Annotated in this window: 26 protein-coding genes; 12 read left to right on the top strand and 14 right to left on the bottom strand. The window is 66.3% G+C overall.

Features of this window, described 5'->3' with window-relative positions; all coding sequences use genetic code 11:
• Positions 1 to 5 precede the first annotated feature (5 nt).
• Positions 6 to 479, top strand: a complete 474-nt coding sequence (locus tag BLW75_RS39495; protein WP_034311359.1) for a hypothetical protein — start codon at positions 6 to 8, stop codon at positions 477 to 479.
• Between the two features lie 11 nt (positions 480 to 490).
• Here BLW75_RS39495 and BLW75_RS39490 read toward each other — a convergent pair whose 3' ends face one another.
• Complete coding sequence (locus BLW75_RS39490; protein WP_034311356.1) at positions 491 to 1,123, bottom strand: MBL fold metallo-hydrolase; 633 nt, start codon at positions 1,121 to 1,123, stop codon at positions 491 to 493.
• Positions 1,120 to 2,205 carry an S-(hydroxymethyl)mycothiol dehydrogenase gene (locus BLW75_RS39485; RefSeq protein ID WP_034311354.1) on the bottom strand — a complete coding sequence of 362 codons (1,086 nt, stop codon included), beginning with the start codon at positions 2,203 to 2,205 and terminating at the stop codon, positions 1,120 to 1,122. The genes BLW75_RS39490 and BLW75_RS39485 overlap by 4 nt, the downstream gene beginning before the upstream one ends.
• A gap of 151 nt (positions 2,206 to 2,356) precedes the next feature.
• Here BLW75_RS39485 and BLW75_RS39480 point away from each other — a divergent pair, with 151 nt between their 5' ends.
• Entirely contained in the window at positions 2,357 to 3,607 is a 1,251-nt protein-coding gene (locus tag BLW75_RS39480) for a LuxR C-terminal-related transcriptional regulator (RefSeq protein WP_034311352.1), read from the top strand.
• A 181-nt stretch (positions 3,608 to 3,788) separates the two neighbouring features.
• Here BLW75_RS39480 and BLW75_RS39475 read toward each other — a convergent pair whose 3' ends face one another.
• Positions 3,789 to 4,004: a hypothetical protein gene (locus BLW75_RS39475; RefSeq protein WP_034311350.1), complete on the bottom strand. Its 216-nt coding sequence runs from the start codon at positions 4,002 to 4,004 to the stop codon at positions 3,789 to 3,791.
• A gap of 288 nt (positions 4,005 to 4,292) precedes the next feature.
• On the opposite strand from BLW75_RS39475, the gene BLW75_RS39470 reads away from it, so the two are divergent.
• Together BLW75_RS39470 and BLW75_RS39465 are read left to right on the top strand one after the other, a co-directional pair.
• Positions 4,293 to 4,919: an SMI1/KNR4 family protein gene (locus BLW75_RS39470; protein ID WP_034311348.1), complete on the top strand. Its 627-nt coding sequence runs from the start codon at positions 4,293 to 4,295 to the stop codon at positions 4,917 to 4,919.
• Between the two features lie 55 nt (positions 4,920 to 4,974).
• Entirely contained in the window at positions 4,975 to 5,193 is a 219-nt protein-coding gene (locus tag BLW75_RS39465) for a hypothetical protein (protein WP_034311345.1), read from the top strand.
• Between the two features lie 58 nt (positions 5,194 to 5,251).
• Here BLW75_RS39465 and BLW75_RS39460 read toward each other — a convergent pair whose 3' ends face one another.
• The gene (locus tag BLW75_RS39460) at positions 5,252 to 5,887 is read right to left on the bottom strand and encodes a TetR/AcrR family transcriptional regulator (RefSeq protein ID WP_034311343.1); all 636 of its coding nucleotides are present in this window, start codon (positions 5,885 to 5,887) and stop codon (positions 5,252 to 5,254) included.
• 147 nt (positions 5,888 to 6,034) lie between these two features.
• On the opposite strand from BLW75_RS39460, the gene BLW75_RS39455 reads away from it, so the two are divergent.
• Positions 6,035 to 6,883 (top strand): MFS transporter, encoded by an 849-nt coding sequence (locus BLW75_RS39455; protein ID WP_034311341.1) that lies wholly within the window; start codon positions 6,035 to 6,037, stop codon positions 6,881 to 6,883.
• A complete protein-coding gene (locus BLW75_RS39450; protein ID WP_277814954.1) occupies positions 6,880 to 7,485 on the top strand; it encodes an NUDIX hydrolase in 606 nt (201 codons plus the stop codon). The genes BLW75_RS39455 and BLW75_RS39450 overlap by 4 nt, the downstream gene beginning before the upstream one ends.
• Positions 7,486 to 7,551: 66 nt before the next feature.
• Here the strand turns inward: BLW75_RS39450 and BLW75_RS39445 are convergent, their stop codons facing one another.
• Positions 7,552 to 8,313 (bottom strand): DUF5984 family protein, encoded by a 762-nt coding sequence (locus BLW75_RS39445; RefSeq protein ID WP_091600162.1) that lies wholly within the window; start codon positions 8,311 to 8,313, stop codon positions 7,552 to 7,554.
• A 239-nt stretch (positions 8,314 to 8,552) separates the two neighbouring features.
• Between BLW75_RS39445 and BLW75_RS39440 the strand changes: the two genes are divergently transcribed.
• The gene (locus BLW75_RS39440) at positions 8,553 to 10,604 is read left to right on the top strand and encodes a HelD family protein (protein WP_034311589.1); all 2,052 of its coding nucleotides are present in this window, start codon (positions 8,553 to 8,555) and stop codon (positions 10,602 to 10,604) included.
• A gap of 144 nt (positions 10,605 to 10,748) precedes the next feature.
• On the opposite strand, the gene BLW75_RS39435 is transcribed toward BLW75_RS39440, so the two are convergent.
• The 3 genes from BLW75_RS39435 to BLW75_RS39425 form a co-directional block, all read right to left on the bottom strand.
• Positions 10,749 to 11,468 carry a DUF8017 domain-containing protein gene (locus BLW75_RS39435; protein ID WP_143055428.1) on the bottom strand — a complete coding sequence of 240 codons (720 nt, stop codon included), beginning with the start codon at positions 11,466 to 11,468 and terminating at the stop codon, positions 10,749 to 10,751.
• A 713-nt stretch (positions 11,469 to 12,181) separates the two neighbouring features.
• Positions 12,182 to 12,526: a DoxX family protein gene (locus BLW75_RS39430; RefSeq protein WP_034311338.1), complete on the bottom strand. Its 345-nt coding sequence runs from the start codon at positions 12,524 to 12,526 to the stop codon at positions 12,182 to 12,184.
• A gap of 314 nt (positions 12,527 to 12,840) precedes the next feature.
• Positions 12,841 to 13,443 carry a VOC family protein gene (locus tag BLW75_RS39425; RefSeq protein WP_091599349.1) on the bottom strand — a complete coding sequence of 201 codons (603 nt, stop codon included), beginning with the start codon at positions 13,441 to 13,443 and terminating at the stop codon, positions 12,841 to 12,843.
• A 472-nt stretch (positions 13,444 to 13,915) separates the two neighbouring features.
• Here BLW75_RS39425 and BLW75_RS39420 point away from each other — a divergent pair, with 472 nt between their 5' ends.
• Both BLW75_RS39420 and BLW75_RS39415 read left to right on the top strand, forming a co-directional pair.
• A complete protein-coding gene (locus BLW75_RS39420; RefSeq protein ID WP_034311332.1) occupies positions 13,916 to 14,395 on the top strand; it encodes a hypothetical protein in 480 nt (159 codons plus the stop codon).
• Between the two features lie 410 nt (positions 14,396 to 14,805).
• A complete protein-coding gene (locus BLW75_RS39415; protein ID WP_034311330.1) occupies positions 14,806 to 15,207 on the top strand; it encodes a nuclear transport factor 2 family protein in 402 nt (133 codons plus the stop codon).
• A gap of 156 nt (positions 15,208 to 15,363) precedes the next feature.
• Here BLW75_RS39415 and BLW75_RS39410 read toward each other — a convergent pair whose 3' ends face one another.
• The 3 genes from BLW75_RS39410 to BLW75_RS39400 all read right to left on the bottom strand — a co-directional run bounded on the left by BLW75_RS39410 (position 15,364) and on the right by BLW75_RS39400 (position 19,071).
• Entirely contained in the window at positions 15,364 to 16,596 is a 1,233-nt protein-coding gene (locus BLW75_RS39410) for a vanadium-dependent haloperoxidase (protein ID WP_198935726.1), read from the bottom strand.
• Positions 16,597 to 17,012: 416 nt separating this feature from the next.
• Positions 17,013 to 18,506, bottom strand: coding sequence for an FAD-dependent monooxygenase (locus tag BLW75_RS39405; RefSeq protein WP_034311325.1), 1,494 nt, complete (start codon positions 18,504 to 18,506; stop codon positions 17,013 to 17,015).
• Positions 18,493 to 19,071, bottom strand: coding sequence for a PadR family transcriptional regulator (locus BLW75_RS39400; RefSeq protein ID WP_241783558.1), 579 nt, complete (start codon positions 19,069 to 19,071; stop codon positions 18,493 to 18,495). Before BLW75_RS39400 ends, BLW75_RS39405 begins: the two co-directional genes overlap by 14 nt.
• A 460-nt stretch (positions 19,072 to 19,531) precedes the next feature.
• On the opposite strand from BLW75_RS39400, the gene BLW75_RS43270 reads away from it, so the two are divergent.
• The 3 genes from BLW75_RS43270 (at position 19,532) to BLW75_RS42585 (ending at position 21,714) form a co-directional block, all read left to right on the top strand.
• Entirely contained in the window at positions 19,532 to 19,699 is a 168-nt protein-coding gene (locus BLW75_RS43270; RefSeq protein WP_198935725.1) for a hypothetical protein, read from the top strand.
• 198 nt (positions 19,700 to 19,897) lie between these two features.
• A complete protein-coding gene (locus BLW75_RS39390; RefSeq protein ID WP_143055427.1) occupies positions 19,898 to 20,593 on the top strand; it encodes an RNA polymerase sigma factor in 696 nt (231 codons plus the stop codon).
• Positions 20,590 to 21,714 carry a hypothetical protein gene (locus tag BLW75_RS42585; RefSeq protein WP_143055426.1) on the top strand — a complete coding sequence of 375 codons (1,125 nt, stop codon included), beginning with the start codon at positions 20,590 to 20,592 and terminating at the stop codon, positions 21,712 to 21,714. The genes BLW75_RS39390 and BLW75_RS42585 overlap by 4 nt, the downstream gene beginning before the upstream one ends.
• A 42-nt stretch (positions 21,715 to 21,756) precedes the next feature.
• Here the strand turns inward: BLW75_RS42585 and BLW75_RS42580 are convergent, their stop codons facing one another.
• From BLW75_RS42580 to BLW75_RS39375, 3 genes are all read right to left on the bottom strand, one after another.
• Positions 21,757 to 21,990: a hypothetical protein gene (locus BLW75_RS42580; RefSeq protein WP_143055425.1), complete on the bottom strand. Its 234-nt coding sequence runs from the start codon at positions 21,988 to 21,990 to the stop codon at positions 21,757 to 21,759.
• A gap of 38 nt (positions 21,991 to 22,028) precedes the next feature.
• Positions 22,029 to 22,286, bottom strand: coding sequence for a hypothetical protein (locus BLW75_RS39380; RefSeq protein WP_034311319.1), 258 nt, complete (start codon positions 22,284 to 22,286; stop codon positions 22,029 to 22,031).
• 107 nt (positions 22,287 to 22,393) lie between these two features.
• Positions 22,394 to 22,789: a DUF4238 domain-containing protein gene (locus tag BLW75_RS39375; RefSeq protein ID WP_034311316.1), complete on the bottom strand. Its 396-nt coding sequence runs from the start codon at positions 22,787 to 22,789 to the stop codon at positions 22,394 to 22,396.
• Between the last annotated feature and the right edge of the window lie 35 nt (positions 22,790 to 22,824).

Below are 22,824 nucleotides of genomic sequence, written 5' to 3'. Positions count from 1 at the left end.
CTGGCGTGGTGAAGGAGCCGCTCTACCGCCGCGTGAACACTCGGGCCAGGGCCGTCCACCACGACCACGGTGGGGACTACCGGCACCAGCGCAACACGAAAGCCGAACGCGTCTCCGACGTGACGCGCGGGTCCATGAGACGCCGGGAACGCCGGGGGCTGGACTACACGCCGTTGTTCCGATTCCTGCTCGGCAAGATCGGCGAGGACTGGGACGAGGTGCGCGACGAGGCCGCCGCCCGGCTCGACTCCGCCGACCCGATCCATTGGCTGGTCGCCCGGCGGCCGCACGAACGACGCGAATACGTGCGGATCGGCGAGGCCAGTTACTACAGCGGCCTCTACGTGGACGACGACAACCGGTTGCGGGCCGTCGCCCCAGAACTGGGTGCCGACGACCTGGCCCCGGCCTGCCCGTGCTGCACCCACACCTTCAACGGCGTCCGGTTCACCCGGAAATACCTGCCACCGCTGTGCTGACCACGGCCGGCTCAGTGTCCGCGGGCGATCCATTCGGCCAGGTGCGGCGCTTCGGCGCCGATGGTGGTGGGATCGCCGTGTCCGGTGTGGACGGTCGTGTCCTCGGGCAACGCGAAAAGCCGTTCCCTGATCGAGGAGATGATCGTCGGGAAGTCGGAGAACGAGCGCCCTGTCGCGCCGGGGCCGCCCGCGAAGAGCGTGTCCCCGGAGAAGAGCGCTTTGGCCTCGGGCAGGTACAGGCATACCGATCCGGGTGAATGCCCTGGGGTGTGGATGATTTCGAGTTCCGTGCCGGCGACGGAGATCCGCTCACCGTCCTCCGTGTCCCGGAAGCGGTGGCCCGGGTGGGTCATCTCCCACAGCTCACGATCCCCCGGATGCAGGACGACCGGGGCATCCTGGTGTTCGCTCAGCCGCGGGGCGACGGTGACGTGGTCGTTGTGCCCGTGGGTGCAGACGACGGCGATCACTTCACGGCCGCCCACGGCCTCGGTGATCGTCTTCTCATCGTGCGCGGCGTCCACGATCACGACCTCGTCGTCGTTTCCGACGAGCCAGACGTTGTTGTCGACGTCCCACGACCCGCCGTCGAGTTCGAAGACCCCGGCGGTGACGACGCGTTCGATCCGCAGGTTCCCGCTCACAGGATCACCACCGAACGCAGCACTTCGCCGGCGTGCATGGCGTCGAAGGCCTTCTCGACACCGTCGAGCGGGATCCGCTCCGTCACGAACCGCTCCAGCGGCAGCCGGCCCTGCAGGTAAAGGTCGACCAGCATGGGGAAGTCCCGCTCCGGCAGGCAATCGCCGTACCAGGACGACTTCAGCGCGCCACCCCGGGAGAAGAAGTCGATCAACGGCATGTCCAAGCGCATGTCCGGCGTCGGAACACCGACCAGGACCACCGTGCCCGCGAGGTCACGGGCGTAGAAGGCCGCTTTCCACGTCTCCGGACGGCCGACCGCGTCGATGACGACGTCTGCGCCGAAACCGCCGGTCAGTTCCTGGATCGCGGCGACCGTGTCGGTTTCCGAGGCGTTCACGACGTGGGTCGCGCCGAGTTCGCGGGCCCACACGAGCTTCCGCTCGTCGCGGTCGACCGCGATGATCGTGCCCGCGCCCGCCAGCCGGGCCCCTGCGATGGCGGCGTCGCCGACTCCTCCGCAGCCGATGACCGCGACCGAATCCCCGCGGCCGACGGCGCCGGTGTTGACCGCCGCGCCGAGACCGGCCATCACGCCGCAGCCGAGCAGGCCCGCGACGGCCGGGTCCGCGGCGGGATCGACCTTGGTGCACTGTCCGGCGTGGACGAGCGTCTTGTCCGCGAACGCGCCGATGCCCAGCGCCGGGGTCAGCTCGGTGCCGTCGGTCAGCGTCATCTTCTGTGTCGCGTTGAAGGTGTCGAAGCAGTACTGCGGACGCCCGCGCCTGCAAGCCCGGCACCGCCCGCACACCGCACGCCAGTTGAGGACGACGAAATCCCCCGGCCGCACCGAATCCACGCCGTCGCCGACACTTTCCACGGTGCCCGCCGCCTCGTGACCGAGCAGGAACGGGAACTCGTCGTTGATGCCACCGTCACGGTAGGTCAGGTCGGTGTGGCAGACCCCGCAGGCCGCGATCGACACGACGACCTCGCCGGGGCCCGGATCCGGGATCACGATGTCCGTCAGCTCCACCGGGGCGTTCCTGGACCGGGCGATCACTCCGCGCACCTGCTGTGGCATTCCCTGTTTCCTCCACCGCTCGACGACACAGGCATGCGCACCGGCGCATGCTTCACGTGAGGCTAGGCCGGGAGGCCGCGGGGGCGACCTGGTCATCGGTCCAGTGGATCCTGTCCTTTCGACCAGGCAAGCCGGCGGCTAGGCTCGCCGGATGCCCGATCCCGCAGGCCTGACCGCGTTGCGCGAAGTCATCGAGGGCCCGCTGCGCGAAATCGCCGACCGGTTCTCCCGCTTCCTCGCCGACGGCTGGCCGCATCAGGCTCTCGTCATCTTCACCCGGGAGTGCACCGGGCGGCCACGCAAGGTCACCGGCACCCGGGACATCACCGACAAGGTCACCATCGCCGAACTCGAAGCGCTCAAGGCGAACGTGCCACCCGGCCGGCAGGTGACCACGACGGCCACGCTCGGCGGCGCCGTCCGGACGGTCTGGGCCGTGCAGGACCCGATCGGCACCCTGCTCGTGCTCGTCCCCCGGTCGAGCCGGGCCCGGTTCCCGCACCCCGCTCCCCTGGCCGGGGTCTTCGGCATCGTCGCGACCTCGATCCGCCAGCAGGTCACCCAGGCCAGCCCCGACTACCTCGCCGAATCCCGCGCCGCCTCCAGCGAACGCGCCAGGACGATCGCCGAAATGGCCGCGGCGCACGAAACCGCGCTCGTCACGATCCTCACCACCCTGCGGTCTTCCCGGCTGGACGACCACCGCGCCCGGCTCGCCGCGACCGACACCGCCTCGGCCGCGCTGGTGGCGCTCCGGTCGGCCCAGAAAACCGATCTCGCTCAGTCCGAAGAACCCATGCACACCGCGTTCGCCAGGCTGCGGCGGGAAATCCGGCAAATGCTGCGCCACCATGACGCGCAACTGGACTTCGCCGCCCCGCCGAAGAACGGGCGGCCGATACCCGGCGAGATCGCCCACGCCGCCCGCGCGATGACCTGCACGGCGGTCCTGACCTTCACCAGCCAACCCGAGCTGACCCGGCTCCGGGTCGCCTGGTCGAGCGACAGCACCGCACTGCACCTGGACGTCCGCGATCAAGGATCGGGCAGCCTCGACAGCGCCGGCCTGCGCCTGCAACTCGACGGGCGCGCGAAAACCCTCGGCGCCACCGTCGAAATCGACACCCTCCCCGGCTGGGGGAGCCACGTCGCCATCAGCGTTCCCTTCGACCCCGCGGGCGGCAGGCCCGACGAGACGCTGCCATCGACTCTCAACCGTCGCGAACTCGAGGTGCTACGGCTGGTCGCTCAAGGGCAACGCAACAAGACCATCGCCGGCACACTCGGGATCACCGAAAGCACGGTCAAGTTCCACGTCACCGGTCTGCTGAAAAAGCTCGGCGTCACCTCACGCGGTGAAGCGGCGGCCTTGGCCTTGAGCGCCGGAATCACCGGCCTCTGAGGCGGGCGTCGATCAGCAAGCCCGTCATGCGGACGTGACAGGCGGCCACCTACGGCATCGTCTCGAGTTGTCCGCAGCGACGAGGCGAACCCACTCGTCGGTGCAGCGGTCCTGGTGCCGCACCCCGTGCGACGACAGCGACAAGTCGATTCCGCTCCCGCAGGCTGGGCGGGCCTCGGGATCACCCCATCGCCGGCACCCGTTGCGACACGCTGCCAGCGTGCACCGGGGCGATGAACACACTACGAGGCGGCGCCAGCCTCTCGTCATCGGGCAGGTCGAGGGCTTCCAAGCCGTCCTGCCACCGCACCCAGTCCTGGACGCACAAACCCAGCCAGAACTCCACCTCGTCGCAGTTCCGGCGGCGACAAAGGTTTCTCCCGCTATCGATCGTCATAGCCCCAAGGAACCCTCCTCCCCCCATTCGTCTCCCTACAGTACTGCGACGCACTGGCCATACGTTTCACGACATACCTGGGAAGATGCGGGGCGGTGCCGGTTTCCCGTTCACGGGTCGCGGCGAGCGCAAGGCGGGTCGATCACCATGTGCACCACCGAAGTCACTCCCGACGCGGGAATTGCCCGTAGGTTCCGCTGAACCATGGGTTGACTGGCTTCGGGCAGGCCCGATGCCACACTTTGGTACCGTCGTCACCCGCTCAACCCCTGACAGCACCCGGCAGCGATGAAGGAGCCTGTGGCGGTGAACGGCGACGTCGACTCGGTGTGGGAACGGATCACGGCCTGGCTGCGCCTCCATACACCGGTCACCGCGGCCACGCTCCGGCCCCCGGCATCCGCCGACGACGTCCGCGCCGTGCAGAACGCGGTGGGGCGGCCGCTCCCGGACGATCTGCTGGCGTGGTGGCGACTGATGGACGGTGTCGACGACGACGCCGACTACCGCACCGCCTTCACCGTCCCCGGCGTGTACATGCCACTGGCGGTTGCGCGCGTACGGGAGGAATGGGCCGGCCTCAGCGCCTACCCCGACCAAGACTGCTGCCGCCCCGACGGACACCACCAGCGCGCCGCCGGCGACCCCGTCCTCGGGTTCTGCACCGCCCTGCTCCCCGTCTGCCGCGCCGTCGATGGTGCCGTCCTCGCCGTCGACCTGCGCCCCGGAACCCACCACGGCCGCGTGATGGACTGGATGGCCCAAGCCGGCGCCCACCGCACCACCTGGGCAGGCATCAGCGCCATGCTCACCGACACCGCCGGCCGTCTCGAGCAGTACATCACCGCACCAGGCACCCGACCGCAGCCAGGACAGGTGACGATCCGCGACGACGGAGTACTGACCTGGGAATAGCAAGATCGGCCCGCCGCTTGAACGAATTCCCTTTCTGGGCAACACACTGGCTCGCGTGCGGCCACGAGTACGCCGGATCGGCACAGTTCCTGTTCCGAACGAGACCGCCCTGCGCGGGCTGCTCTCCACCGGCCCCGCGGCGGCCGCGATCGCCCATGCGGGGCTCGCGCAGGTGACGGAGACCATCGCCGAGTCCATCGCGCCCTACCGTCGGTCCGACGGCTCATATCTGCTGTACAACACCTGCTTCACCATCATCGCAACACTCACCTGAGCCCAGGTACATGTCCGCGACGCCGCGGTCCTTCCCTCGCCACGGCACTACCGCTCGCTCACGCCGATGAGGGTGTGGTGGTGTAGAGCGTTGTCCGGATTATGTCGGTGAGGACCTGAATGATGGTGTGGTCGTGTGCCGGTTCGGAACCGCGGATGAGTTGGTAGCCGGCGCGTTCGACCATCCAAGTGAGGACGGCGGCGGTCTCGGCCGGGGCGACCTGGCGCATCACGCCGGCGGCCTGGCCGCGTTCGATGGCGTTCCGGGTGGCGTCGATGATCGACTGCATGAGAGTGCGCACCTCGTCGGCGACGGTGGAGTCGTAGGCCGCCGTTTCGGTGATGATGGTGAAGGCGGCTGCGCGACGGCGGTAGATGTCCACGATCGCGGAGACGGCCGCGGTGAGGTCGGCGGCAACGGCGTGTTCCGCCGTGTCCCACCAGTCGCTGGACACGTCGCGGAGTTCGGCGAGCACAGTGGTGGCGAGTCGCCGGACCAGGTCGCCTTTGTCTTCGAAGTGGACGTAGAACGTGGAGCGGGAGATGCCGGCCGCAGCGGCCAGTCTCTCGACGCTGAGCTCGGTGAAGCCGGCGCCGTGGCTGACGAGTTCCTCCGTCGCCGCGAACAGGCGTCGCTCCAGCTCTTCTCGACGGCCATGACGCTTGCTGCCGGCGGGCCGGGTGACTGAAGGCATGGGCGGCTCCACGTGAGGGGATGCGGTCTGCTGGATGGTAGCCGGACGGCCGGTCCGGACAGAGTGTCCGGACGTTGTGTCTTGACAGCCTGTCCCGGCGGGCCGCATCCTGGACGGCACAGCGCAGGAATCGCCCTGGGAGGCGCCATGCTGGCAGCGGCGATGTGGTCAGTGCTCGCGATCTCGGTTCTCGCCGTCATGGCCGTCTTCGGGAGCATGGCGGTGCACCTGCTTCGTGCGAGCGAAACCCCCGCTTTCTGGATGGCTCCACTGATCGGCTGCGCATATGTGCTGATGTTCCCCGCTGGGGCCTGCGGCCTGCTGCTCACCACGGTGCTCGATGACCGGTCACCAGCCCGGGTCGTCGTCACCGCCATCGCGATCCTCCTGCTCGCGGGCGCCGTGCTGTGCACCGCGCAGGTCATCCGCCAGGGGTGGCTGACTCGTCGTCAGAATCGCCGCAGCAAGCGAATCTTGAGCAGGACGGAAGTGCTCGCACTCATCAGATCGGGCGAGGTCGAACGTTTCGCGAAGCGACAGGAAAGCTTGCAGATGTTCCTCAAACCCGACCCGACCGGGAAGGACATGGTGCGGACACGTCGCGCGGACCCGCGAGACTATTCCGAGTGCGTGGCGGCCGCGAACGACGTCCGCGACCAGGTCGGAGTGATCCACTACCACAACAGTGACAATCCGCTTGATCCGTCCTCCCCCGGTGGCCGGTGGATCACACCCGAAGAGGCGGCCGAACTCCTGAACGCGGGCGAGATCAAGACTTTCTCCTTCGGCAACCCTGAAGCATCTTTCATCGGACCCGGTGAGCACGGCCAAATCACGTTCCACGGCATCCCGACCGGAATCAAGCTGGCCGACTATGGCTGGGTGCGGCACATCTCTGTCACCCCCGCCATGGAACCGACAATGATCCCGATCGCCCGCGCCGCACAGGCACGCCACGGAATACCGCAGTTCAGCATCAACGGCCACAACGAATGAATCTGAAATCCTGCCGCGAGTCGCGCGTTGAGAAAGACACGCTCATGCCGATGAGCGGACACTGCCGGCTGGTTCGTCTCGCGTGCATTCTGTCGTTGTCGTGGTGGGATGGCGTCATGGTCGAACTGCCGATCCGAGATCGTGCCGGCAACGCCTTGATCGAGTTTCGTTTCGTCACGGAAGACGAGCTGGGGCGTCTGGGCAAGCAGGTGCCCGTGCCCGCGTCGTTGGTTGTCGCTATCCACGCGCAAGCAGTTCTGCTGATCTTCGATAGCCGGCGGAGGCACTGGGAGCTTCCGGGAGGGATGAGGGAGGCGGGTGAGAGCCCGCGCGAGGCCGCGGCGCGGGAGCTGGGTGAGGAGACCGGCATTCACGGCGTGGACTTGTCGTTCGCCGCCGTGGCCGAGTTCGATCTCACGAAGCCGGAGCGTCGGGAACTCCTTGCCGTATATCGGGTTCAGCTCCAGGTCGTGCCTCGGCTGACCGTCAACGACGAAGCGCTGGACTTTCGATGGTGGTCGCCATCGGAGCCGGTGAGCGAGGATATGAGCCCGCTGGACGCGGAGATCGCCCGGCGCGTGGTTCACTCGTCTAGCAGCTGAATCGCCGGACGTGCTGTCGTGCCGCGAAGCGCGCCGATATGCCGATGGGCGGCTACGACAGTGCAGTCAACGACCCAGGTCTGTGGCGACGGAGGGCGGCTTCCGACTTCGCGTCGAGAAGATGCGCGCGACACCCTCGCGAACGGCTGTCCAGTCCGTCGCATGTATGTGCTGTATGGCTGCGGTCAGGGATCCTGAACGCTGCTGGTGTTCGTGGCGGAGCTGCTCGAGGTCGAGTTGGATGTCTGGATCCGGCCCGCATGCCTCGATCTCCGTGATGCGCCGGCCCACCGCGGCAATCAGTTCTCGGTCGAACTCCTCCACGGCTCGCAGGAACAGCTCGGTGGGGACGCTTGCCCGTCCTTGCCCCGGCACAGTGCAGTCAAGTCCGTGTTCGGCGGTGTGCCGCCAGTCGACGGTGATCGTGTCCCGGCCGCCGACCGACCGCCACCACAAGATGGATGGCGAGGCGACAAGGTAACTGGTGTACATGAAGTGGCTGCTGTACCAGTCGAGAGCTGCCTCCGCGCCCTCGACATCTGCCCCGCACCAGGCATCCAGATCGCTGGTCATGCGGTCGGCAAGGTCCGCGGGCACCGGTTCCAGCACAGACGGCAGCACTTCCAGAAGGTCCTCCCACAGCCGGACGACGTAGTAGTCGACCGGCACGGGCTGTCCCGTATCGGCGTTCGACGGATGCTGGAACAGCTTGTGCCCATTCACTTCGATCCAGTACCAGCCGTCAGTCAAAGCGAACCAATGCAGACGGTGATCACCCCAGGGCTCCACCTCGGCCAACGGCCTCAGCCGGAAATGAAAACGGATCACCGTGGCAGTGTGCTCACCACCTTGGACCGCTGTCGAGCACTTTGCCATGAACGCACTCTCGGGCCGAGTAGAGGGTGTTCGAGGCGTCGCGGTCGTAGTGGGCCGTGAGCGGGTCGTGCTGCGGCGACTACTGTCCCAGCGGCTGAGGCCTTGGGAAAGAACAAGACTGTTTTTTCCGTCCGACCGCTGTGCATCCTCGACGTCACTGAGCATCGATTGCGGGGAGTGCTTGAGTGACCATCACTGAGATCGACATCGAGCAGGAGTACCTGGCGGTTTTGTACGCTCGGGTGGATGCCCTGCGCGAACAGGCGGCCACGCGGTTGGCGGCCGTGGGTCGTGCGGGCGAAGACCACGCGGCGATAGCTACCTGGCAAGCGGAGGTGACCCGTCTCGACGCGGTGGAACAGGGGCTGTGTTTCGGGCGGCTGGACATGCGCGACGGCCGCCGTGTTTACGTGGGTCGGCTGGGGTTGTTCCTGGACACGGATGACGAGCCCTTGATGGTGGACTGGCGCGCACCGGCGGCTCAGCCGTTCTACGTCGCGACCGCGACCGAGCCGCACGGCGTCCGCCGACGGCGGCACATCACCACGCGAGGCCGCAGGGTCGTTGCGCTCGACGACGAGTTGCTCGACCCGGACAGCGCCGCCGACGACAGTCTGGTCGGGGAGGGCGCGCTGCTGGCGGCGGTGACAGCGGACAGGACCGGGAGGATGCGCGACATCGTCACGACCCTGCAAGCCGAGCAGGACCGGATCATCCGGAGTGGGCACCAGGGAGTGCTCGTGGTGCAGGGTGGCCCGGGCACGGGAAAGACCGCCGTCGCGTTGCACCGGGTCGCCTACCTGCTCTATACGCATCTCCACCTACGTGCCCGCGGTGTCCTGGTCGTGGGCCCCAGCCGGCTCTTCCTCGACTACATCGGCCAGGTCCTGCCCGGTCTGGGCGAGAACACCGTGGTGACTGCGACCATCGCCGACCTGTGCCCGGGCGTCGGCGTCAGCCGCGTGGATCCACCCGAGACCGCCGAACTGAAGGGCCGGGTGGACATGGCCGAACGGCTGAGGGCAGCGGTGCGCGCCCGGGTCCTGATTCCCGACGAGCCGATCGACATCGAGTTCGAACAGCAGGAACTGCGGCTCGAGCCGGAGACCTGCCGCCGTGCTGTGCAGAGGGCGCGGCAGACCGGGCTGCCGCATAACCAGGCCAGGCTCGTGTTCGCACGGGAGATCGTGGACGCACTCGCACAGGGACTGATCGAGGACATCGAGACGGTGGTGCTCTCCGATACCGGTGAAGCACTGGATGGCGGCAGCCTTGATGGCCGGCTGAGCGAAGCCGACCTGCGCGGGTTGGCGGCCGCGGGTGTCGTGATCGGCCACAATGATCACGACGGACCGACAAACCTGCTGGACGAGACCGACAAGGCCCGTCTCCGGGACAGCCTCCTGATCGATGCCGCCGTCCAGGACGTGCTCGACGGCCTCTGGCCGCTGCTGACTCCGCAGCAGACGGTGTCGGACGTCGTCGACAGTCCGGGCGCCGACTGGAGCGTCGCCGACGTCCCGCTGTTGGACGAGGCCGCTGCCTTGATCGGCCAGGGCGGCAGCCCGGCGACGTTCGGACACGTGGTCGTCGACGAGGCACAGGAACTCTCCGCCATGGCGTGGCGGATGCTGATGCGTCGCTGCCCCAGCAGATCGATGACCGTCCTCGGCGACCTCGCTCAGACGGGGAACCCGGCGGGCGCCTCTTCGTGGGAACGGGTGCTGCGGCCTCATCTGAACGACCGTTGGCGGCTGGCCGAGCTCACCGTCAACTACCGCACACCATCGGAGATCATGGCCGCCACCGCGGACCTGCTCGCCGCCAACCATCCGGGGCTGCGGCCACCCCGGTCGGTCCGCTTCACCGGCCGGCCCCCGTGGCGCCTGCGCACCACCCCCGCCGAGCTGCCAAAGGTCGTCGCCGACCTGGTCGCGACGCACTCCGAGGGCCAGCTGGCGATCATCGCTCCGAGCAGGCATCTCGGACGGCTGGCCGCCGAGTTGTCCCTGGCCACGCTGCCGGACCTGACGGATGAAGTGGTGTTACTGGCTCCCCAGCAGGCCAAGGGACTGGAATTCGACTCGGTCCTGATCACCGACCCGGTGGCGATCCTCACCGCGGGACCGCTGGGCCACAACGACCTGTATGTCGCCATGACCAGAGCCACCCACCGGCTGGGCATCGTGCATCCCGGCCCCCCACCGGAAGAGCTGTCGGCCATCCCGGAACTCACACCCTGACGACACCGCTCGACCTCCACGTCCGTCCGCTCATGCCGTGAAGCGCACGTTGGACGGCTCCCTGCCTCGTGTCCCTTGTGGACGGTCATCGGGAGGTGTGTGAGCGTTTTGAGTCGTTCTTTTCAAGGGAAAGGCGGAGCCCGGTCACCCGAGGCGCGCGCTGTCGGCGATCCTGGTGAGGTCCTCTTCGGCAGGCGAGTCCGGCATCTGCAGGTCACCCCACACCACGACCAGCAGCGTCCCCTGCGCGGAGGGCAAGGCGACCACCCGGTAGGTGGTCGACGGCGGGTCGCAGTCGTCCCTGCCGTGCGGGGTGACCGTGCCCTGCACCTGCGCCCCGCCGTCCGGGCGGCGTCCGACAGGGCCGGAAGACACCTGACCGCCGCTGCGGAAAGCCCGCGTTCCCCGATACATCAACGCGTCCGCCGCGGCCGCCATCGGATCGGTGATACGCGCCCGGTCGAGGTACAGCTGGCCGAGGATGGCTTTCGGATTCGCTGCGCAGTAGCCCGGTTTGTACCGCGCCCCTCGGGTTCGAACTTCCGGGATGTAGGTTCCATCGACCGGCTGCCAGGTGGGTGGCACCTCGACGAACACGCCCAGCCCGAGCTCCAGCGTCTTCCAGCCCGGCGCCGGCGGGGTTCGGGAGGTACTGCTCTCGCTGAGAGGCCAGGATGAGGCAGCGCTGTCGTCCTTGCTGTTCAGGAGCACCAGCAGCCCGGCCACCAGACCGGCGATCACCACCAGCACGCCGACGGTGATCCCGGCGATCATCCCCGTGCGAGGCCGTTTCGGCGAAGGCGCCGGGTAACCGGGCTGGGACGGGAAATCCGGAAACCACTGCTGCTGCCCCTGTCGCTCCACGAGCGCAGGCTAGCCCTCCGGCACGCGGTTCCGGCGCTGCTGTCCGCATCCTGCCAACGTCTAGTCATGCCGACGAGGGGGTAACTGGACTATCGACTTCTCGTGCGAGAAGACGACCATGATCTCGTCACCTCCGACGAACACGCGTTGCCTCTCCGCGGTGCCGGTATGGCGGCGACGAACCACACCGCTCCCGCGGCGGAGTCGAGACGCACAGCCATCGGTTCGTCCACAGATGTCGCGGGCTCGACGACGCTGCCGTCGGCTCGCCGACCCTGCCCCAGTTCCATTCGTTCCCAATAAGCCGAGGTCTCGCATATCGGCGTCGCAGATATTGGTCCCACGGGCTGTTGGAGCCGACATCGGGCCCGATGCGCTCCGGGCCCTCGTCGCCCGAGCTGAGGTGGTCTTCGATCCGGCCGTCGAGGACTTCGACCCCGTAGCTGCAGAAGGTGATGGTCGCGGGCCCCGCGTCGGTGCTGAGTCCGACGCCCATGACAGCGTGATGCCAGTTTCCGTAGTCCCATCGCGCGGGTTCGGAGGCGAAGTTGTGGACATCCCCAGTAGTCCGCTGCCAAGAGCCGGCGGCCCCGAAGCCTGCTCAGGCTTGCCTCGAAACGCGCGCGCAGATCGTCAACCTCGTGCGGCAGTTTCACGCGATGATCCTCCCCTGATCCGCACTCTCACGGCACAGAGCGGTCACGGGCCGCTCCTCAGACGGCAGTGCTCGAGGCCAAAGTGGCGATGGCCAGGAGGAGGAACGGGTATTGCAGACCAAAGGAGTAGTCGCGTGCTCTCAAGTGGGTCGCGATGGCTGCGCCGAAGAAGAGAACGAGACCGGCCGCGGCGGCGGTGGCGATCATCGGTATCCAGAAACCGATGAGCAGTCCCAGCGCGGCCACTGCCTTGGGGACTCCCAGCCAGGGCATCCACCGCCGAGGCACGCCGACCGTGTCCATGGCGACGCCGACACGTTCCCACCGCACGAAGTCGGCACCGGCCGAAAACAGGCAGTACGCGACGGTCGTCACGGCGACGATGACGTAGGCAATACTCATAGGGCCACGGCTCCAGGGGTCTCAGCCAATAGTGCGCTTCCGTCTCTATGACGGATGAGCCGGTTCAGAGGTAACAGCGACGACGATTTGCTTCAAGGCTTCTTGAGCGCACAAGGCAGTCCTCGGTGTGCACCTGGTGATACGGTGCGTTCCGTACAGGCTATGGCCAGCCATCGTCGATGTGTGGTGGCGTCGTGTGAGCAGGCCGAGCCCGTGGGCCGGAAGCGCGTGGTTCTACGGGCAGGCCACCTCCTGCGCATCGGTCGGCCGAAGCCGGTACTGCCCACACACCGTTCATCGTGGCAGTGATCCTTTCAGCGCAGCAGGATCTCGCCTCGGGCGGTGGCGATCCCCGCAGCCGCAAGACGCGGCTCGCCGCCGACCATCCGAAGTGGCACATCAACCTCTCCCACCCACTGCCGCATATCGGACTCGTCGCCGCCAACCTCCAGATATGTCACCCGGCCGGGCGCACAGTCATGCGCCGCCTCGTCATAGGCTCGTTGCCATCCCTCGATACGACCGGTGCGAACGATGTCGTATTCGATGAAGAACGGCCGACCCTGTTCCACCTCCCCGAGCAACCGCCACCGCCCGGTGTCACCGCCCCCGCTCACCGGCACCATCCCCGATCCCGCCGCGCGAGCATCGAAATCGTCCGGCTCCATCGCCCAAGTGAACAACCGATCTCCCGCCGCGGTAAAGGCCGCCAGACGCGCCGCAGCCTCACTTGCACCGGGATCCGTGGCGGCAACGAGCTCCAGATACACCGGCGGCGCGAGGGGAACGATCACGTTGGCGACCCCTGGCACCGGCCCTCCGCCGGGCACGGTTCCCAGGCCCCACTCGCGATGAAGCCGGTCTGCCGCTGCCTTGAGATCGTGCACTCCCAGAAGAACATGATCAAGGAAATTCATTCTGTGAACGTTACGAGTCACTCCGGGGCACCACCACGCGCGCAGTGGGCTTTGTCATACGACTTCACCACAATCGAATTCACTCGCGGCCGGAGAAGGGATGTGAGGTTCTGAGAAGAACTGGGCGACCGGCCCGGGATGCTCACGCCATTCGCCCGCGCTCTGACGGGCCAGCCCCCGGTTCGGCTACTCGAGATCCTCGTCGTTCAGGCGTTGTCGTTCGCGATCGGGCTGTCGATCTCGATCCGCCCGAACAGCCCGCCCGGGAACCGGGTGAATAAACACTTCGCAGTCCGACGGCCACGGTTCCCAGGACCTCTCGGGGGGTGAACTGCCACTGCCGGTCATCCACGCGTTGCTCGGCGGGCAGCGGACACCCGGGTTGAGTAGTTCTACTCGTGGTAGGCAGCAGGAACACTGGCAATATCGGTAAGGACCCGCTCCGCTGGGAGCGGCTGACATGGGGGGTTCCATGAAGTTTCCGCGTACCGTCACCGCGCTCGCCATTGCCGCCGGCCTGGCCACCGTGCTGGCGCCTGCCGCGGCCGCCGACACCGTCGCGAGCCTGGACTTCACTGCCGAGCAGGGCGCACATCCCGTCAGCGGCCGCAGCGGTCATTGGACCGCCTCGCCGGAGACCGAGGTTCGGGTTTGGGAGAACGGCGGAACCCTGCGCGTGGACGCCGAGACCGACCACGGTTTCGACTACATCACGCTCGACTTCACCGCGGCGTCCGGACCCGTGCAAGCCGGAACCTACGGCCACGCAGAGGGAGCGCATATCCTGGCCGTCTCCAACGGCTTGGGCTGCGTCGACGACTATTCGACGTTCACGATCGACCACATCGAACGCGGTACCGAAGGGCTCGTCGCGCTCGACGCGACGTTCGAGCAGCACTGCGGCAGCCTCACGTCACCTGCTCTGCGTGGTGAGGTCCACTACCGGCGCTGAGCCGGGTTCACCGAAAGGGCTCCGCACTCTCGGCCTCGGCCGAGACGAAGCGTGCGCGCCCGGCCGGATGGTCGTCCGGCGGAGGCGGCGTCAGGTGCATCGACCCGGTTGCGCAGTGACCGGGTCGATGCACTCGCCGCGGCCGATCAGGTCCATCCCCCGGTCCCGAGCTTGACGGCCGATGCCGGCCGGACCAGTCTGTCCACTTCGGACGTTCAACCGACGAGCGGTTCGTTCGGAAAGGCGAACGCCGCGGCCGGCGTGGGATCGTGGAACCTGACAACCGCGGGAGACACCGGTCGCGGCCGACAGCACGACGCCGTCCGCGCAAGACGGAACACAAACCGAGGCCCTGGGTGGAGTGGTCGACCGGCGCGACCACAGTCAGGCAAAAGTGAAGAGGAGCGGGTATGACCGACGACGTGGCAGGCCAAGTGATCAAGGCTGAGCAGGATCGGATCCGATGTCTCCTCGACGTGGATCGCGACACCTACGAACGCTTGCACGCCGCGGAGTACCGGTTGTGCAACCCGACCGGCACCGTGTGGACGAAGGCCGAGTACCTGGATCTCCTCACCACCGGGAGGGTCGTCTACCGGGAACTGGGGCTGACCGGCGACGTGGACGCCATCGTCGGCACCGACGTCGTCGTCCTCCGCTACCGGTGCGTCATCGAACTCACCGTCGACGGCGCGGACATCCCGCGGCACGAGGCGTGGCACACCGACGTCTACACCAAGTCCGGCGGCACGTGGCGATGTGTCTGGTCGCAAGCCACCGGCATCATGGACCTTCCGTCGGCCACCCCCTGACCCAGCACGAGGAAGGCGCGGGCCCGAGGGGTCGGGTGGCCTTTTTCGGGCGACCGGAGAAGACGGCCAGGCGGTGTCGCAGGATTCCGAGCCGCCCAAGGCCACCACACCCTCATTGTCCGCACACGATCATGAACGAGATCCGCGGGACACGTCCTAGTCGTCGCGCGGGCCGAAGGCGTGATCGAGGACGTCGCGGGCAACGATGACGCCGAGCTGATGCCCGTCCTGGCTCGCGAAGCGGTAGTGCACCCCGGCCCAGATCCTGGCCGGGATCAGTTCTGCCATGGCCTGGGAGAGGCTGCGGTAGTGGCGGGTGGTGCCGGAGTCGGCGCTGTGGGCGCTGAAGGCCAGGTCGTCGCGGCCGAAGAACTTGCGCAAGGCTGACGTGGTGGCTGCGGTGAAGCAGGCGTGCCCTGACGGGTATTCCGGTGACGGCGCGGTGATCCGCAGCGGACTCCAAGCTGGATCGGCGTCGGTGGCAGGGTGGTTGTCGGTGTCGGCGAGCGGGATCGCTGTCACCGGACGCCAGAAGCTCCAGTGCTTCTTCTCCTTGTAGCAGGCGATGAGCGCGTCGGCGGTGGCCAGGTCCACCATCGCGAACATGCGGGCTGTCTGCAGGGTGCCTAGCCGGTGGGTCGTGGCGAGCTGGCGTTTGATCGACCACTCCACCAGTCGCGGGTCGTCCCACCAGATAGCCGCTTCGGTCTGGTCGGTCGTACGCGTCGTGCTGGTAGCCGAGCCGAGGGCCTTGACCTCGTTCAGGTCGCGGGCGTAGGTGGCGCTGTTCAGTGCCGGTGGCCCGGGGGTGCGGTATCGGCCGGGGTCGATGATGAACGGCTTCAGGGTGGCGAACCAGGCACCGACCTGGAGGAAGCCTGGCGGGGTCGGCCGCCACTGGCCCGGGGCGGTGCCGACGGGCCAGGTCACGTCGGAGAACGCACCGTCGTTGCGACGGGCATTGATCATGGCCGTGGAGGTGGCCTGGCCGACAGCGATGCCGCCGCGCTTGGAACGGCCGTCGGGGATCGCGGCGAGCGACTCCTCGTACCGCGCGCGCAGGGAGTCGGCCTGGGCGGCGAACATCCATACGAGCGTGCGGTAGGCCGCAGTGGCGACGGCCGCTGGAGTCGAGTCGCCGGGCCGGCTGCGGGGAGCGATCAGGTACGGCTCATACGGGGTGCCGGCGATCGCGTTGACCGCGTCGTACACCGCGCCCTGCACTATCGCGAAGCTGCGAGTGGCCGCGGTCGGCGACTGCCGGGCGACATCGTGGATGGCGGTCTGGGCATGGAGGTTCCAGGTGATGACGGCGTTGGGTCGGGGTTCGGCCGCGGCGTCCGGCCGGGCGTGTGCCGCAGTGGCCGTGAACACCACCGGCACGGTCACGGAAAGCGTGATAATCAGGGCTACCCCGCACAACCTGCGGAATGTTCCAGGCTCACGAACACGAAGTGTCATGGGGATCCCCCGTCGGCCGGTCGGTACCAGTTCCCCTGAAAGCTTCAGTATCCAACCGCGGTGAAGCGTGGACAACGGTCCTTGCGGAGTAAGCACTTGCAACTTTGGTAGCGATGCTCCAGGGCAAGGTCAGGCCAGCTGTGACGACATCCTGATCACGACGCAGACCGACGACGGAATTCGGCGTGGCGGGACACTTTGGGATCGTTTGCTTGTCCCACAGGTAGTCGGCGCTGTCGAAACGCGGCCAGCCCTCGTAGCTCTTCTTGCCGGGATCGGTGTTCACCGAACTGTCTTGACGCTCGCTCATAGCCGACGAGTCCGGCCGGTCGTCGTTGGGCCGGTCAGGCCAGTGAGTAGGCGGCATGTCGAAGGGCTTGCGCAGGATCGGCGGGCAGTGCTGCGTACTGCCTGGCGATGTAGCCGTCTGGGCGGACCAGGGTGGCGCTGCCGCCGTAGCGGGCTTTCCACCCGTCGGCGTGTTCGGCGCGCACGGCCTTGATCGGGAATGGTTGCTCGGCGGCTGCTTGTTCCCACGCGGGGTTGTCGCAGAGGAGGACGTGTTCCCCGACGAACAGGTCTTGGGCGGCGGCTCGCCGGCCGCCGACTGTCAGCCACAGGTGTGGTGCCCTCGCTCCTTCGGTCGCCGGCGCGTTCAGGTCGTGTGCGAAGACCTTTTCATGGCCGTAGAGCTGGCCGAGGGTCTGCCGTTGGGGATCCATTTCCTCTGCTGTCTCACCGCTCATCCGGGCCTGCTGGTGGCGGACGATCATCGGGGCCAGCTCGTGAGCGATCGGCAGCCGCTCCATTTCGTACGTGTCGAGCAGCGCCGGGTCGGACCACCCCTTGGCGACGGCGGCGATTTTCCAAGCCAGGTTGTGGATGTCCTGCACGCCGGTGTTCGCGCCCAGCGCACCGGCCGGCGGCCAGGTGTGGGCGCTGTCGCCGGCCAGGAAGACGCGGCCGTCCCGGTAGCGTTCGGCGACGCCGACGCCCTGCTCCCAGGCGGCCACGTCCTCGATGGTGACGTCGAGGCCGAGCTTGCCGATGGCACCGCGCACCAGGGAAACGCACCGGTTGTCGGTGAAGTTCTCGACGCCTTCTGTGGTCGGGTCGTAGGAGACGGTCAGCTGCCAGCGGTGCGGGTCGGCGGTGCTGACAAGGCCGCCACCAACGCCCGTGATGATCCAGAACAGCGCCCTTCTGGGCAGGAAGGCGCTGAGGTCGGCGCGGAAAACGATGTTCATGGAGTGCATGAAGGTGGTCTCGCCGGCCCGGTTGATGCCGAGCTTTCGCCGAATCGGGCTGCGGTTTCCGTCCGCTGCGATCAGGTAGTCGGCGCGGATGGTGCGCTTTTCTCCGGTCGTACGATCGGTCGTCGTCGCGATGACACCGTTTTCGCTGGCTTCGAAGGAAGTCAGCTCGGTGTTGAAGCGGTGTGTGGCACCGTCCCGGCGGGCGGTGTCGACCAGGATCGGTTCGACGGTGTTCTGGTCGGCCATGCAGAAAGTGCCAGCGGTCAGCTCCGGCCATTCCCGTGGTTCTTCGGCGTCGTAGAGCCACTGCCATGCAGTTGCCAGCGTTTCACAGCGGGCGACCCCAGCCTCCGCGTCAAAGGGCTTGCCGGCCGCGTGCACCTGCTGGTCGATCCCGTAAGCGCGATAGATTTCCATCGTCCGCTGGTTGATCCCGCGAGCCCGGCCGTGGATCGAGACGCCGGGGTGACGGTCGACCAGAAGCGGGCGAACGCCCTGCCGTGCCAGGAAAACCGCGCCGGCCAAGCCGACCAGCCCGCCACCGCAGATCAGGACGGGAAAGTGCTCTTCAGTTTCGGTCATGAGGTTCTCTCTGTTTCTGGTTGTATTCGGCGGCCAGTTGCCGGATCCACTCTTCGGTCCAGGTCAGCCGGCCGGTGCGCAGGTCGGTGAGCACCGAGCGCAGCCAGTCCAGCTCGGCTTTTCTGGTGACCTGCCGGTATTCCTCCTCCAGCAGGAAAAGCCGGGGCACGTCCGCCGTCTCGCGGACGGCCTCGATGTCGGCCAGGTCGGCGGCGATCGCGTCCGCACGGAGCTGGAGTTGCTCGAGAGCTTCTTCGGGGGCAAGTGCCATGACGAAAGACAGTCCGACCGGAAACTCCGGAAACTCGTTTCCGGTGCTGGACAGCATTTCCCTGACCCACGTGCGCGTGGTTTCCCGCCCGGCCGGGGTGAGTTCGTAAACGGTGCGTTCGGGTCGGCCCGCCACTCGTCCGGTGCTGTGCACGGCGATCAGGCCGAGCCGCTGCATCCGGTCGATGGTCTGGTAGATGCTGGCCCGCTGGCGGATGTTGACCACTCGGTCCTTTCCGCGCTCCCTGATCACCTCCTGGATGCGATAGGCGTGCATGGGCTCCTCGGCGAGCACGCCGAGGACGGTCAGCCCCAAGGCCGAGCGGCGATTCTCTCTGCTCATGGCGGCCAGCCTAATAGTCATGACCTTACTAGTCTTTTCATGACTAAGTCAATCTGCAGCTTGGACACGGACGCGCACGAGGGATCGCCGCCTTGAGACGGACGGCGGACGAGTCGACCCGCGACCAGCGGAAACTGGATACCGCGGCACTGTTGGAATCGCGCGGAACGTGGCGACCACACGGAGACCGGTTGACTCGCCGCGGCGAACACGAGGTCGGTGTCGGAAGGCAGCCGGATTTGACATCGGCGCTGGTAGCGACGCGGAAGCAGTACTTGACCGGATCGCCATCAGGGTCGGTCACGGGCTTGACCGGCAGGGTCGGCGTGAGCGAGGTCGGCACGGTGCCGGCGAGCCGGTGTCGACGGTCAGGGTGACGTTGAGGTTCTTGTAGGTCGGGTTCCCGATCATCATGAAGAAGACCAAGCCGTCGCGGGCGTTCACGCGGTCGCGAATGAACCCGGTCAGCCCCCTCACCGACGAAGCTGCCGACGTCGCCGACCAGGGCGCTGGTCACAGCCTCTATGGAATCGTCCACACCGTCATCGTCGCCCTCGGCTGCGCGGCAACGAGTCCGTAGCTACCGAACGAAGCCCGAAAGAGTTCGAGGCCCAAGTTCACGCAAGCGAGCCCTGCGCCCTCTTAGCTTCTGACTAGTTCGACAAGTAGAAGGCGGTGGAAGATCAAGTGCCCTCCACGTTGGTGATAATGTCCGGCATCACTACTGCCGTGATCCCTCTAGCGGTGATCGGCTTGCGGCTCTACTGGCAGGCAGTACGTGATCGAAGGCGGCAAGAAACCTTGCGCGTACTGGCGGCGCGCCTACCCGCTGAGGGCAGGGTCGAACTGGACGATGTTCGCGACGACGGAAGCCGACTCCGGATTCGCATCGGTCGTCCGGCCTCCGACCTGGCCGGGGAGAACGATGCCCGATCATGAACGCACCAAGGCCACCACTGAGCCACATGCGACCAGTGAGAGAACAGACACCGAGCTAGTCGATCTTGCGTTCAGCGCCTTCTACCGAGAGACCGTGAAGGGGCTAATCGGTTTCCTGGTCGTTCAAGGTGCTCGGCTGGGCGACGCTGCAGACATCGCCCAGGACACCATGAGCGACGTCTATCGGCGCTGGAGCACGATCGACCACCCTCGCGCATGGACGTATCGAGTCGCCTCCCGTGCACTGATTCGCAAGTTCGCCGAGGTCGAGAACGCAGCCGAAGAACCCGTCGAACCATCTCCGCTACTTCGAACCGCAGACATAGAAGGCTGGGAGCAGGGACAGGAATCCATTAGATTACTGAAACTGTTACCACCTCGCCAGCGACAAGTCATGGCATGGACCCTCTACGGCTACACCCCAGCCGAAATCGCGCACGAAATATCCATCGAGCCGAGCGCGGTCCGCTCCAACCTGAAGAAAGCTCGCCGATCGCTGATACGTCATCTTCAAGCACAGGAGGAAGACCGATGACCGTCTTCCCTTATTTCGAGGACGAAACCAGTCTCAACCAGTGGCTCAGCGCGCAGATCCGCGAGTTGGATCTCTCTATCGGCCGAGCATTGGACGTCGAATCGGGACTTCACGACGCTAAAGATCTTGGTGAGCCCACCCGGCTCAACAAGGCAATTGCCACTCTAGTCGACGTAGAAGCAGGCCTCGAAGCCATAGTTCCACGCCCAGAACCAGTATCGGCGATTTCACCAACGATTTCAGAAGTCGCCGCCTACGCCGAACGCCTCATGGCCAGCCCCTGGCAACGACGCCTCGAGGTTCGAATCAGGTTGCCACGCCAAGAACTGGAAGAGGTACGCTTCGCAGCGTTGAAGCACGATTTGGACAGAGCTATCGACCACAGCGAACGAATCGTCGGCAAGGTCGTGCAAGCAGTACAATGTGCGCAATCACTCAGTCACGAGATACCCATCTCGGAGTTTGCGACAGAGATCGAAGAACTACTTGAAGGCGCACGAAGGACCGCCCGGCAGATCAAGAACACCCTCACCCACGGCGCGAGGCTGTGGCGCACACGAGCCCACCTGCTAGTGCTGACCGGCCACCTCAAACACAGCCAAAGCCTCACAAATGGGCTCGCCGACCGGATCACAGTCGAAGATATCGGCCATCTGAGCCGCGAACAACTCAGCCAGGGTTTTCTGAACCATAACATCCTCACCAAGACCCTGAACGAAGTGCTCGACCTCGCAGATCAGCTCTCAGGCGAACTTGCCCGACTTTGCAACCTGGAGCGAACCCTTGCCGCAGCCCACTCCCGGGCAAGGCCTAATCCAGAACTCGCCGACGCACTGAACAGCGATATGCACCACGGTCGCGAACACGGTTTTAACCGTGCACTGACCATGGCATTGGCAAGCGGCATCGAGAACATTACCCAAGCAACGACCAACTTCACGGGCGCAGACCTCACCACGTTCGACCTACATGGGGTTCCACTGGCAGGAATCCGCTGGTCACCCACGACTCGCTGGCCAGACAATTGGACGACGTTGATCCAGCTGACATCAATCGAAGTCTCCCCTGACCTCTTCGAGATTCGAGAAGATCCACGACTCAATACCCATGCGACAACTTGATAATCATCAACATGGTGCCGCCCCGAGGCCCAAGCAACGACGTCACAGAACGAATACTTGCCGAATCGACGCCCTGACGTCGATCCGACCGCACGATGACGCGATGACCGCACAGCTCAGGATCGCCAGAACGAACGGGAACGACTCGACGAAGCCGACAAGGCCGAGCCACACTGGCTCGACGCAACGAACATCGACCTTCTGGACGCGCTGCCACACCTGGCACTCAACCTGGCAAGTACCACCAAAGCTGCTCGGTGCACTGATCGATGTCATCCAGCTCCTCCGCCGGACTCGGCTGAATCGAACGATGCTCAGCCACCGTTGCGCGAAGCTCGGCACAGGAGTTCTCCCATCCGGGCGAAGTCTCCGTCGGGCACGGTGATTTCCGTCGTACGCGGTCGGCGCAGGTCAGCACCGGCGAGGTCCGCGTCGACAGGGTGATGGAGGATCCAGCGGCGCGTGTGCCGGATCGTCGCGGAATTGAAGGCATTGGCGAGCTGAGCAGTCCCTCGTTCCTGCACATCCAGGCCACCTGCGGCCACGGTGTCGAACTTCGCGAGTTCGCCCAAGGCTTCCTGCAGTGCGCGCCAGCGGGAAAGTGATACCCCACGCCGTCGCCAGCCCGGTAGGTTCGTTCGGCCCGCTCGCGTTCCGCATGAGCGTCAACGGGGTATCGCTAAGCAGCGTCTCGCGGGTGAAGCGGACCAGGACCCAAGGCCACCCGAGGAAGTAAGGCAGGATTTCCGGAAGTGTCTCGATCATTCGCCGGACGGTCCTCCAGCGAAAAGCATTGCCCAGCCGCGAACTCTGCGAGAGCCTGCCGCTCCTCCGGATCGAGGGGCCACGTGTCATCACCGATCACCTTGCGAAGGATCGGCGCCACCGAGTTCTCCAACTTGCCGAACGCCACCTCGAACGCGTCCGAGTGCGACGAATCGGCTGTGTCGAGCGTGTAGAAGTTCTTGATGGTGGCCGCGTTCTTCACGGATCGCACGAAGCGCCGACCACCCGGAAGTTCCACAGTCCCGATCTGGCCGTCACGCGCGAACGCGTCGAGGTAGAACCTCGGCACCGTATGGCGTCTACGCGCGACGGACGACATACCTC

This window comes from Amycolatopsis lurida (assembly GCF_900105055.1).
Taxonomy (GTDB): domain Bacteria; phylum Actinomycetota; class Actinomycetes; order Mycobacteriales; family Pseudonocardiaceae; genus Amycolatopsis; species Amycolatopsis lurida.
This window is presented reverse-complemented; position numbering and strand designations above follow the sequence as displayed.